We start from the raw sequence: 12,452 nt of genomic DNA, 5'->3' as shown, positions 1-12,452 counted from the left end.
TTCGGCCATTGCGTTGTCTTCTGACCTGATTATTCCCCGAGCCTTGTAGAGAGTGGGGGATCTACCCTTCATACATCAAATTTCAGGTGCGTTGGCTACGCGCATTCACCTCAGTCACTGACTTCAGTCAGCTCCTGAGGACTCGCGCTTGCCGCCTTTCAGAAACTCAAATGATTTCGGGTAGTTTTTTTCACGGGTCGATCTTTGCCGACCCTTAAAATTTATTTTTTCTTAACCGGACGCTGCCAGCCAGACTTCTGATTCTGTTCTTTGCGGTTGTAGACCAGATCGGCGGCGGTGACATCGTTCATTACCGTGGTACCTGCAGCGATGGTCGCGCCAGCCGCGACGGTGACCGGAGCCACCAACTGGGTATCGGAGCCGACAAACACGTTGTCGCCGATAATGGTTTTCGATTTATTCGCGCCATCGTAGTTACAGGTAATGGTGCCAGCCCCGATGTTTACGCCCGCGCCAATTTCTGCGTCGCCAAGATACGAAAGATGACCCGCTTTGGAACCTTTGCCCAAGATGGCCTTTTTCATCTCAACGAAATTGCCGACATGTGCCTCTTCCGCCAACTCGCTGCCAGGACGCAGACGCGCGAACGGGCCAACGGTGCAGGCAGCGGCTAAGGTGGCATCTTCGAGGACTGAATAAGGGCTGATTTCACAATCATCACCAATCACGCTGTTTTTGATGATGCACCCAGCGCCAATTTTGACGCGGTCGCCCAATGTCACGGTGCCTTCAATGATAACGTTGGTATCGATCTCGACATCACGCCCATGTTGCAGCGAACCGCGCAGGTCGAAACGCGCAGGATCGCGCAGCATGACGCCCGCCAGCAGCAGTTGTTCTGCCTGCTCGCTCTGATAGGCACGCTCCAGCGTGGCCAGTTGCAGGCGGTTATTCACACCATCGGTCTCACTGATACGCGCAGGATGTACCGCGTTGATCACGCGACCTTCGTGATGCGCCATGGCGATGATATCGGTGATATAAAACTCGCCTTGAGCATTGTTATTGTTGAGCTGCGCCAGCCAGCGTTTGAGGTCGCCGCCGTTGGCAATCAGGATGCCGGTGTTAATTTCCTGAATCTTAAGTTGTTCTGCTGAGGCATCTTTCTGCTCAATGATGCCGGTCACCGTGCCGTTTTTACGCACGATGCGACCATAGCCGGTAGGGTTGTCTAACACCACGGTGAGCAAACCGATTCCACCTTCAGGTTTCGCTTCACGCAAACGCTGTAAAGTGGCTTGCGAGATCAGCGGCACATCGCCGTACAGCATCAGGATGTCTTCGTCATCGGCAAAGAAAGGTGCCGCCTGCTGCATCGCATGGCCGGTACCCAGCTGTTCAGCCTGCAATACCCAGTTCAGGGTGTTGTGGGCTAGTTTCTCTTGCAGCAGATCGCCGCCGTGACCGTACACCAGATGCACCTGCTGGGCTCCAAGGCCGGTCGCCGCATCAATCACATGCTGAACCATCGGTTTGCCTGCCAGGGTGTGCAGTACTTTGGGCAGATCGGAATACATACGGGTGCCTTTGCCAGCGGCTAAAATCACCACACTCATTGCGCTTGTAGACATAACTATCCAGACTCAATTTAACTTTCGAAAGTGTAAGGTTTACCTCTGAGATTACTACATTTTTCTCGGACCGAAATTAGCGGATAAAGATGAAAGGGTGATCGGGGATAAAACCAGTGCCGGCCTGGGCATCACGCGATGCACTTTGCCGATGAAATCGGGCAAAGCAAGACAACATCGCCCTCCCCCAAAGCAGGATGATTTATCGCGCGCAAAAAAAATGCCAACCCAATGGGCTGGCATTTCGTGACGCATAAAGCCTGATTACATCGCTTTCTTGGTCAGCTCGATTACACGCAGTTTCGCGATAGCTTTCGCCAGTTCCGCAGAGGCCTGAGCATAGTCCACATCACCGTGGCTGCTGTTCATGTGCTCTTCTGCTTTACGTTTCGCTTCCAGCGCGCGCGCTTCGTCGAGGTCTTCACCGCGAATCGCGGTGTCGGCCAGAACGGTCGTGCTGCCCGGCTGTACTTCCAGCACGCCGCCAGAGAGGTAGATATACTCCTCTTCGCCGTGCTGTTTCACGATGCGAATCATACCAGGCTTGATGGCTGTCAGCAGCGGGGCGTGGCCAGGGTAAATACCCAGCTCACCTTCGCTACCTGACACCTGGATGCGCTCAACCAGACCGGAGAACATTTGTTGCTCCGCGCTGACAACGTCCAGATGATAAGTCATAGCCATACTATTCCTCCTGGGAAACCGTTATTACAGTTTCTTCGCTTTTTCTACAGCTTCTTCGATAGCGCCGACCATGTAGAACGCCTGCTCTGGCAGGTGGTCGAATTCGCCTTCCATGATGCCTTTGAAGCCACGGATAGTGTCTTTCAGGGTCACGTACTTACCTGGAGAACCGGTGAAGACTTCAGCAACGAAGAACGGCTGAGACAGGAAGCGCTGAATCTTACGCGCACGTGCCACCAACAGTTTGTCTTCTTCAGACAGCTCGTCCATACCGAGGATGGCGATGATGTCTTTCAGTTCCTGGTAACGCTGCAGCAGAGACTGCACGCCACGCGCAACGTCGTAGTGCTCCTGACCCACGATCAGTGGATCCAGCTGACGGCTGGTTGAATCCAGCGGGTCAACAGCTGGGTAGATACCCAGAGAGGCGATCTGACGGCTCAGCGTAACGGTTGAGTCTAAGTGAGCAAAGGTGGTTGCTGGTGATGGGTCGGTCAAGTCATCCGCAGGAACGTAAACGGCCTGTACAGAGGTGATTGAACCCGTCTTAGTGGAGGTAATACGCTCCTGCAACACACCCATCTCTTCTGCCAGCGTTGGCTGGTAGCCTACCGCAGATGGCATACGACCCAGCAGTGCTGATACTTCAGTACCGGCCAGGGTGTAACGGTAGATGTTATCGATGAACAGCAGAACGTCACGGCCTTCATCACGGAATTTCTCCGCCATGGTCAGACCGGTCAGTGCTACGCGCAGACGGTTACCCGGCGGCTCGTTCATCTGGCCATACACCAGCGCTACTTTATCGATAACGTTGGAGTCAGTCATTTCGTGGTAGAAGTCGTTACCCTCACGAGTACGTTCACCCACACCAGCAAATACCGAGTAACCTGAGTGCTCAGCCGCGATGTTACGGATCAGCTCCATCATGTTTACGGTTTTACCTACACCCGCACCACCGAACAGACCGACTTTACCGCCCTTAGCGAACGGACACATCAGGTCGATAACCTTGATGCCGGTTTCCAGCAGCTCTTGCGAGTTAGACTGATCTTCATAAGAAGGCGCAGCACGGTGAATAGAGGAAACCTCTACAGTGGTGCCGTCGTCATTCTGCAGGTCGCCTTTCATGTCGATTGGTTCGCCCAATACGTTCATGATACGGCCGAGGGTTGCTTTACCAACCGGTACCTGGATCGGTTTTTTCAGGTCGGTAACTTGCAGACCGCGCTTCAGGCCGTCAGAAGTACCCATGGCGATGGTACGAACCACGCCACCACCCAGCTGCTGCTGAACTTCCAGCACCAGACGAGCATCACCATTTTGAACCTCAAGCGCGCTATATACCTGCGGTACCGCGTCCTGAGGGAATTCGACGTCAACTACGGCGCCGATAATCTGGACAATCTTTCCAGCTGCCATCTTGAATCCTCTACCTAATACGAGAATATCCGGCCGCGCTCGCGCGACAGGATATATGCCTGGTTAAACCGCGGAGGCTCCCGAGACGATCTCGGTAAGTTCCTGGGTGATGCTGGCCTGACGAGCTTTGTTGTAAACCAACTGCAGCTCTTTGATCAGGTTTCCGCCGTTATCGGTTGCAGCTTTCATTGCCACCATACGTGCAGCCTGCTCACTGGCCAGGTTTTCCACCACACCCTGATAAACCTGCGATTCGACATAACGGCGCAGCAGGGTATCCAGCAGCGCTTTCGGATCGGGTTCGTACAGGTAATCCCAGGTCTTCGCCTTCATCTCTTCTTCACCTTCCGCTGGCGGTAACGGCAGCAGTTGGGTAATGGTCGGAGTCTGAGACATGGTGTTATTAAACTTGTTGCTGACGATATACAGCTTGTCGATGCGGCCTTCATCATAGGCCTGCAACATCACTTTTACCGGGCCGATAAGATCAGACAGTGCAGGCTTGTCGCCCATACCAGTGACCTGTGCCACGATGTTGCCACCGACAGAGCCGAAGAATGAATTGCCTTTAGAACCGATAACGGCCAGATCGCTCTGTACACCTTTATCAGCCCAGCCTTTCATATCTGCCAGCAATTTTTTGAACAGGTTAATGTTCAAACCACCACAAAGCCCGCGGTCAGTCGAAACGACCAGGTAGCCGACGCGCTTAACGTCACGCTCATCCAGGTAAGGGTGCTTGTATTCCAGATTACCGAGAGCAAGGTGACCAATCACTTTGCGCATGGTATCTGCATACGGACGGCTGGCCGCCATGCGTTCCTGCGTTTTACGCATTTTGGAGGCGGCGACCATTTCCATCGCTTTGGTGATCTTCTGCGTATTTTTTACGCTTCCAATCTTGGTACGTATTTCTTTTGCACCGGCCATTAGCTTCTCCTCAAAGCCTTGCGGCCTGCCTTTTCAGACAAGCCGCCAGACATTACCAGGACTGGGTTGCTTTAAACGTTTCGAGGAGGCCTTTCAGCTTCTCTTCGATTTCGTTATTAAAGTTGCCCGCTTGGTTGATTTCAGCCATCAGCTCGGCGTGATCGCGGTCTGCGAACGCCAGCAGAGCGGCTTCGAAGCTGCCGATTTTCGCCAGTTCAACGTCGTTCAGGAAGCCGCGCTCAGCAGCAAACAGCACCAGACCCTGTTGCGCGACAGACATCGGCGCATACTGTTTCTGTTTCAGCAGCTCGGTCACTTTCTGACCGTGGCTCAGCTGTTTACGCGTTGCATCGTCCAGATCGGATGCGAACTGAGAGAACGCAGCCAGTTCACGATACTGTGCCAGAGCGGTACGGATACCACCGGACAGTTTCTTGATGATCTTGGTCTGTGCAGCACCACCAACACGGGATACAGAGATACCCGGGTTAACGGCTGGACGAATACCGGAGTTGAACAGGTTCGATTCCAGGAAGATCTGACCATCAGTAATCGAGATTACGTTGGTCGGAACGAACGCAGAAACGTCACCCGCCTGAGTTTCGATGATTGGCAGCGCGGTCAGAGAACCGGTCTGGCCTTTCACAGCACCGTTAGTGAAACGCTCAACGTAGTCAGCGCTTACGCGTGATGCACGCTCCAGCAGACGAGAGTGGAGATAGAACACGTCGCCTGGGAATGCTTCACGACCTGGTGGACGGCGCAGCAGCAGTGAAATCTGACGGTAAGCAACAGCCTGCTTAGACAGGTCATCGTATACGATCAGGGCATCTTCACCGCGGTCACGGAAGTACTCACCCATTGCGCAACCGGCGTATGGCGCCAGGTATTGCAGTGCAGCGGATTCAGAAGCAGAAGCCACAACGACGATGGTGTTAGCCAACGCGCCGTGTTCTTCCAGCTTACGTACCACGTTAGAAATGGTTGACGCTTTCTGGCCAATCGCAACGTAGACACACTTGATGCCTGAATCGCGCTGGTTGATGATGGCGTCGATTGCCATTGCGGTTTTACCGGTCTGACGGTCACCGATGATCAGCTCACGCTGGCCACGGCCGATTGGAATCATCGCATCGACAGATTTGTAACCGGTCTGAACAGGCTGGTCTACAGACTGACGGTCGATAACGCCCGGTGCAATCACTTCAACCGGCGAGAAGCCGTCGTTGTCGATTGCGCCTTTACCGTCGATCGGTGCACCCAGGGTGTTCACCACACGGCCCAGCAGGCCACGGCCAACTGGAACTTCAAGAATACGGCCAGTACATTTAACCTTCATGCCTTCGGCGAGGTCAGCGTACGGGCCCATCACTACTGCACCAACCGAGTCACGCTCGAGGTTCAGTGCGATAGCGTAACGGTTACCCGGCAGGGCAATCATCTCACCCTGCATCACATCGGCCAGGCCGTGTACGCGGATGATACCGTCACTTACAGAAACAATAGTACCTTCGTTGTGAGCTTCGCTCACCACATTGAACTGAGCAATGCGCTGCTTGATCAGTTCGCTGATTTCGGTGGAATTCAGTTGCATATGCTCCAGTCCCCTTAAGACTGCAAGACGTCTGCCAGACGATCAAGACGGCCGCGTACGCTACCATCAATGACCAGGTCACCCGCACGGATAACCACACCTGCCATTACAGACTTGTCAATTTTGCAATTCAGCTTAACTTTGCGTGACAGACGTTTTTCCATCGCGGCGCTGATTTTACTCAGCTGGCTGTCACTCAGGGTACTGGCAGAAATCACATCCACTTCGGCGGTCGCTTCATAAGCGTCACGCAGTTGGATGTACTGTTCCAGTACCGCTGGAAGTGCTGTCAAACGTCCGTTTTCCGCCATTACCTTAATCAGGTTCTGAGCGGGTTCATCAAGTTGATCGCCACATACCGCGTTGAAAGAAGCAGACAAAGCTTCCGGCGCGAGCGCACCGGAAAGAAGATCTGCCATCTGTTCGTTGCGAGCCACTTCAGCGGCAAACGCCAGCATGGTCTGCCAACGATCGATACTTTGATGCTCAACAGCAAAGTCAAAAGCTGCTTTGGCGTAGGGGCGAGCTACAGTAATCAGATCAGACATCAGCCCCTCCCTCCTTACAGTTCAGCGACCAGTTTATCAACGATGTCGCTGTTAGCAGCTTCATCCACGGAACGTTCGATGATTTTCTCGGCGCCAGCTAATGCCAGCAACGCGACTTGCTTACGCAGCTCTTCACGGGCACGTGAACGCTCGGCTTCGATTTCTGCCTGCGCTTGTGCCACGATGCGGTTACGTTCAGTCTCAGCTTCGGTTTTCGCTTCGTCCAGAATCTGTGCACGGCGTTTGTTCGCCTGCTCGATAATGACCTGAGCGTCTTCTTTCGCTTTTTTCAGCTGGTCGGTCGCATTGGCCTGCGCGAGATCTAAATCTTTCTTCGCGCGCTCAGCAGAAGCAAGGCCATCAGCAATTTCTTTCTGGCGCTTCTCGATGGCAGCCATGATCGGCGGCCATACGTACTTCATGCAGAACGCGACAAACAGAATGAACGCGATGGCCTGGCCGAGGATTGTTGCATTAATGTTCACAGCACAATGCCTCTTATTAAGTTAACTTGCTCTGCCGCTATCAGCGATAAACGGCAGAATCCGTTCCTCATCACACCGGGTGCCATGAGTGAACAAGGCTACCAGGTTTAGGCGACCGCAAACATCACGTAGAGACCCAGACCTACAGCGATCATTGGGATTGCATCCACCAGACCCATTACAACAAAGAACTGCGTACGCAGCAGAGGAATCAGATCCGGTTGACGCGCAGCGCCTTCCAGGAATTTGCCTCCGAGGATGCCGATACCGATCGCAGCACCGATTGCCGCCAGGCCCATCATCACAGCGGCAGCCATGTACAGCAGATCCATATTCAGGTTTTCCATGACAGTCTCCAGTTTGTTTCAGTTAAAAGCTTAGTGTTGAGATAAAAAAATCAATGTTCTTCAGATGCCATCGACAGATAGACGATCGTGAGGACCATGAAAATGAAAGCCTGCAGCGAAATGATCAGGATGTGGAAAATGGCCCATGGCACATTCAACACCCACTGCGACCACCACGGCAGCAAGCCGGCAATCAGGATAAAGATCAGTTCACCCGCATACATGTTGCCGAACAGTCGCAGACCGAGTGAAACCGGTTTAGACAGCAGGCTAACACCTTCAAGAATCAGGTTGATTGGGATGAAGATCGGGTGATTAAAAGGCTGCAGCGTCAGTTCTTTGGTGAAGCCGCCAATGCCTTTCATTTTGATGCTGTAGAACAGAATCAAAATAAAGACGCCCAACGCCATAGACAGCGTGATGTTCACATCTGCAGACGGCACAACGCGCAGCGCTGGCAGGCCAAGATAGTGCTCACCGATAAACGGCAGCAAATCGATAGGCAGCAGATCCATGAAGTTCATCAGGAAGACCCAGACAAAAATTGTCAGAGCCAGCGGGGCGATAAGTTTGCTTTTACCGTGGTACATGTCGCGAACGTTATTATCAACGAAACCGACAACCAGTTCGATAGCCGCTTGAAGTTTCCCTGGCACACCGCTGGTGGCGCTTTTTGCCACTTTACGGAACAACACCAGGAAAAGCAGTCCCAGTACCACAGAGAAAAACATGGAATCGATATTTAATACCCAGAACGTCGCAGGAGCGTCGTGCGGATTCACCAACTCGAAAGTACGCAGGTCCAGCTGAAGGTTATTCAGGTGGTGACCTATGTATTCTTGCGGAGTAGAGATTTCTCCAGCAGCCATGATGCCTCTTACCCTTTGTTGTTAATTACAGCCGGCGCGACGATCTGCACCACCAGCACCGATAACCAAGTGATTGCGAGAGGCCAGAAGACCGCTCCAAACACACCTAACGCCACCATGAGAAGAATGACTGTCGTGAAGACCTTCAACACTTCACCGAGGGCGAAGCTCCAGGCCACACGACCTTTGGCAGGCGTTTGATCCTGCAGGCGCCAGGCTAAAAACATAAACAACACATTCGGCAGCCAGGCTGCCGCTCCACCCGCGATGGCGGAGGCGCCCCAGATAACATCTTTCAGAGTAAAGAGTGCACCGATGATGACAAACGTCACCAGCTGGATCACCAGCACGGTCCGGGCTAATTTCACACTGTAAAGAGACACTGACATGGCGTTGAACTCTCCTGCCCCGAACGGGGTATGTCGCGTGTCGTATAAGACTGCCTTTACTCATTTGAGTCAAGCAGCAAAAGCCGTGCAAATTATACGGGCGCCACCTGCGATTTCAATCGGTAAGTAGCGAAAAGGTGAACAATTATTTAAATTTCTTTCTGGAGGGCTATTTTTCAAAACATCACCTTCCACTATGACTCAGCTAAATCGCTGAAATTGCCTTGTTGGCTTGCTTTTAAAGCGTGCTTCAGATCACATTATAGGCAATAGGCTGGCGAATGAATTTGTTTTAAGCATGAATTTTAAGATTTCAAAAGTGATGAAAGCTGTTTTTTATCATGACGATAGAATTATCCATCCGGTATCATGTCATGATTTTCGATAAAAACACTCTATTGACATCGTACATCGCAATAAAAACGTAAAACTGATATTACGCACGCCGATTTATTGCAGAGTTATATTTTCTGACGTGACTATTTGCGCAGGTAAATACAGCCAATAAAGTGATCTAACTGATAATGAAATGTGAAATGTTCGTTAAATGTAACAGAGCTTTTCGGATAATTTCCGTGGCGCTTGTTAACTGTCTCACCCTGCCCTGCCGAATAAAAGCTTTTGACTAAAAGTGTTCAACTGCTGTTTTTTTATTCAGGACGTTTTCACTGACTAAAGGTGCGGTTGGTGTTAAATCCGCACCTTCTTTATGGCTATTGGCGAGACAGCACCACTAAATGACGTTCACCATCCAGTTCTGGCACATGCAGTGATTCAATCTTCTCCACCACAAAGCCCGCAGGCAAGGCTGAAATTTCATCATCCGGACGCACCCCCTTCAATGCGTAGAAGCGGCCTGAGGTGCCCGGTAAATGATGACACCAGTTCAGCATGTCTTCCAGCGAAGCAAAGGCACGGCTGATAACGCCATCAAACGGTGGTTCTGCGGGGAACTCTTCCACACGACTTTGTACCGGGGTGATGTTAGTGAGCCCTAACTCATGTTGTACCTGACGCAGGAAACGGATGCGTTTTCCCAGGCTATCCAGCAGCGTAAAATGCGCCTGCGGACGGACAATGGCTAACGGAATCCCTGGCAGACCCGGCCCGGTGCCCACATCAATAAAGCGCTCGCCTTGTAAATGCGGTTCGACGACCACGCTGTCGAGAATATGGCGCACCAGCATCTGCTGCGGATCGCGCACCGATGTCAGGTTGTACGCCTTGTTCCACTTATGCAGCAATTCTACATAGCCGACGAGCTGCTGTTTTTGTTGATCGGTAAGTGAAATATTTGCCGCATCGAGCAGCTGGGAGAGTTTGTTAATCACAAGGAACGTTCCATAAACGGGGGCGAGTGACCTCGCCCCAGGGTCGATCAGGCACTTTTACGCAGCAGGCCCTGTTTTTTCAGGTAAATCAGCAAAATGGAGATAGCTGCTGGTGTAATGCCTGAAATACGCGAGGCCTGCCCAATGGAGGTAGGTTTGTGATCGTTGAGTTTGGCGATCACTTCATTCGACAAGCCATTAACCTGACGATAGTCGAGATCGCCAGGCAGTAAGGTGTTTTCGTTGCGTTGCTGGCGGTCAATTTCTTCCTGCTGGCGTGCAATGTACCCTTCATACTTCACCTGAATCTCAACCTGCTCTGCAGATTGCTCGTCAGATAATGCCGGGCCATAACTCGGTAACGTCATCAGCAGTTCGTAGGTCATTTCCGGGCGACGCAACAGATCTTCACCGCTGGCTTCTTTCGTCAGTGGCGCACTGATGACGCTATTCACTTCGCCCACATTGTCTGATTTCGGATGTACCCACAGATCGCGCAGGCGCTGGCGCTCCTGCTCAATCGCTTCCAGCTTCTGGTTATAACGCGCCCAACGCGCATCATCGACCAGACCCAACTCGCGACCTTTTTCTGTCAAACGCAGATCGGCGTTGTCTTCACGCAGCATCAAACGATATTCCGCGCGCGAGGTAAACATGCGGTACGGCTCTTTGGTGCCGAGCGTGCAGAGATCGTCAACCAGCACACCGAGATAAGCCTGGTCGCGACGCGGCGCCCAGCCCTCTTTGTCTGCTGAGGCACGTGCAGCGTTCAAACCGGCCAGCAAGCCCTGCGCCGCAGCTTCTTCATAACCGGTGGTGCCGTTAATCTGACCGGCAAAGAACAGGCCGTGGATAAATTTGCTTTCCAGCGTCGGCTTCAGATCACGCGGATCGAAGAAATCGTACTCGATGGCATAGCCTGGGCGCACAATCTTCGCGTTCTCCAGACCTTTCATCGAACGGACGATCTGCATCTGTACGTCAAACGGCAAGCTGGTGGAGATACCGTTCGGGTAGATCTCGTTGCTGGTCAGCCCTTCCGGTTCAAGAAAGATCTGATGCGCATTACGATCGGCAAAGCGCATCACTTTGTCTTCGATCGATGGGCAGTAACGTGGTCCGATCCCTTCAATGATCCCGGCATACATCGGGCTGCGATCGAGGTTATTGCGGATCACATCGTGCGTTTGTTCGTTGGTATGGGTGATCCAGCATGGAACTTGTTGCGGATGCTGAGAAACATTACCCATAAACGAGAACACCGGCATTGGCGTATCGCCATGCTGCGGTGTCAGCACCGAAAAATCTATGGTGCGTGCATCAATACGGGGCGGCGTACCAGTTTTCAGACGATTTACGCGCAGCGGCAAAGCACGCAGGCGTTTCGCCAGTGGAATGGATGGCGGATCGCCAGCACGGCCACCGCTGTAGTTATCCAGACCAATATGAATTTTGCCGTCAAGGAATGTCCCGACTGTCAGCACCACAGTTTTGGCACGGAATTTCAGGCCCATCTGCGTGACAGCACCGACGACGCGATCGTTCTCCACAATCAGATCTTCAACGGCCTGCTGGAAGATCATCAGGTTCGGCTGGTTCTCCAACGCCGTACGTACTGCCTGGCGATAGAGCACGCGGTCGGCTTGCGCACGCGTTGCCCGCACAGCAGGGCCTTTGCTCGCGTTTAGTATCCTAAACTGAATACCGGCCTGGTCAATTGCTGTCGCCATCAAACCGCCTAAGGCATCCACTTCCTTCACCAGGTGTCCTTTCCCAATGCCACCAATCGCCGGGTTGCAGGACATTTGTCCAAGCGTATCAATGTTATGGGTGAGTAACAGCGTTTGCTGACCCATTCGGGCAGCGGCCATCGCGGCTTCTGTGCCCGCATGACCACCACCGATTACGATGACGTCAAAAGGATCTGGATAAAACATGAAGTGGGTCCTCGTTAATGTTCGGACAGGGATCGTTGCCCTGGGCGGTGGATTCTACTGAAATTCTGTCGACTGCGAAAGCCGCGGGATCCTGCGGTTTAAAAGAAAGGATCTTTATTCTTTTATATGATCTCTCTGTTAGATCTCTTATTAGGATCGTCAGGGTCTGTTGATAACCCCGAAAAGCAAAGCATTAACAGAGGATTAGAGAGGATCGCTTGCTGTGAATGATCGGTGATCCTGATCCGTATAAGCTGGGATCTAAATGGCGACTTATACACAGCCGAAAAAAGCACCACGGGTTGTTATTGGGATAACTACCGG

Annotated in this window: 12 protein-coding genes; all 12 read right to left on the bottom strand. The window is 52.4% G+C overall.

The genetic code is table 11. The annotated features are described in order from the left end of the window. Positions 1 to 221: 221 nt before the first annotated feature. The 12 genes from glmU to mnmG all read right to left on the bottom strand — a co-directional run bounded on the left by glmU (position 222) and on the right by mnmG (position 12,128). Positions 222 to 1,592: a bifunctional UDP-N-acetylglucosamine diphosphorylase/glucosamine-1-phosphate N-acetyltransferase GlmU gene (glmU, locus tag AC6I8L_RS00060; protein WP_058961696.1), complete on the bottom strand. Its 1,371-nt coding sequence runs from the start codon at positions 1,590 to 1,592 to the stop codon at positions 222 to 224. 264 nt (positions 1,593 to 1,856) lie between these two features. Continuing rightward, positions 1,857 to 2,276 (bottom strand): F0F1 ATP synthase subunit epsilon, encoded by a 420-nt coding sequence (locus AC6I8L_RS00055; RefSeq protein ID WP_034830038.1) that lies wholly within the window; start codon positions 2,274 to 2,276, stop codon positions 1,857 to 1,859. Positions 2,277 to 2,300: 24 nt separating this feature from the next. Next, entirely contained in the window at positions 2,301 to 3,698 is a 1,398-nt protein-coding gene (gene atpD / locus AC6I8L_RS00050; RefSeq protein WP_034830039.1) for a F0F1 ATP synthase subunit beta, read from the bottom strand. 63 nt (positions 3,699 to 3,761) lie between these two features. Continuing rightward, complete coding sequence (gene atpG, locus AC6I8L_RS00045) at positions 3,762 to 4,628, bottom strand: F0F1 ATP synthase subunit gamma (RefSeq protein WP_034830040.1); 867 nt, start codon at positions 4,626 to 4,628, stop codon at positions 3,762 to 3,764. A gap of 52 nt (positions 4,629 to 4,680) precedes the next feature. Then, positions 4,681 to 6,222 carry a F0F1 ATP synthase subunit alpha gene (gene atpA, locus AC6I8L_RS00040; RefSeq protein WP_058961695.1) on the bottom strand — a complete coding sequence of 514 codons (1,542 nt, stop codon included), beginning with the start codon at positions 6,220 to 6,222 and terminating at the stop codon, positions 4,681 to 4,683. Between the two features lie 14 nt (positions 6,223 to 6,236). Then, complete coding sequence (gene atpH, locus AC6I8L_RS00035) at positions 6,237 to 6,770, bottom strand: F0F1 ATP synthase subunit delta (protein ID WP_034830043.1); 534 nt, start codon at positions 6,768 to 6,770, stop codon at positions 6,237 to 6,239. Positions 6,771 to 6,784: 14 nt separating this feature from the next. Beyond that, positions 6,785 to 7,255 carry a F0F1 ATP synthase subunit B gene (gene atpF / locus AC6I8L_RS00030; protein ID WP_034830044.1) on the bottom strand — a complete coding sequence of 157 codons (471 nt, stop codon included), beginning with the start codon at positions 7,253 to 7,255 and terminating at the stop codon, positions 6,785 to 6,787. A 107-nt stretch (positions 7,256 to 7,362) separates the two neighbouring features. Further along, positions 7,363 to 7,602: a F0F1 ATP synthase subunit C gene (gene atpE, locus AC6I8L_RS00025; RefSeq protein ID WP_003849523.1), complete on the bottom strand. Its 240-nt coding sequence runs from the start codon at positions 7,600 to 7,602 to the stop codon at positions 7,363 to 7,365. Positions 7,603 to 7,652: 50 nt separating this feature from the next. Continuing rightward, on the bottom strand, positions 7,653 to 8,471 hold the full coding sequence (gene atpB / locus AC6I8L_RS00020) for a F0F1 ATP synthase subunit A (RefSeq protein WP_034830046.1): 819 nt from the start codon (positions 8,469 to 8,471) through the stop codon (positions 7,653 to 7,655). A gap of 8 nt (positions 8,472 to 8,479) precedes the next feature. Continuing rightward, positions 8,480 to 8,860 (bottom strand): F0F1 ATP synthase subunit I, encoded by a 381-nt coding sequence (atpI, locus tag AC6I8L_RS00015; RefSeq protein WP_034830047.1) that lies wholly within the window; start codon positions 8,858 to 8,860, stop codon positions 8,480 to 8,482. Between the two features lie 713 nt (positions 8,861 to 9,573). After that, complete coding sequence (gene rsmG, locus AC6I8L_RS00010) at positions 9,574 to 10,191, bottom strand: 16S rRNA (guanine(527)-N(7))-methyltransferase RsmG (RefSeq protein ID WP_038643976.1); 618 nt, start codon at positions 10,189 to 10,191, stop codon at positions 9,574 to 9,576. 47 nt (positions 10,192 to 10,238) lie between these two features. Then, positions 10,239 to 12,128, bottom strand: a complete 1,890-nt coding sequence (gene mnmG, locus AC6I8L_RS00005; protein ID WP_058961694.1) for a tRNA uridine-5-carboxymethylaminomethyl(34) synthesis enzyme MnmG — start codon at positions 12,126 to 12,128, stop codon at positions 10,239 to 10,241. Between the last annotated feature and the right edge of the window lie 324 nt (positions 12,129 to 12,452).

The sequence above is a fragment of the Type-E symbiont of Plautia stali genome (genome assembly GCF_059731115.1).
The sequence above is the reverse complement of the archived record's forward strand: the minus strand, read 5'-3'. Positions and strand labels throughout refer to the sequence as shown.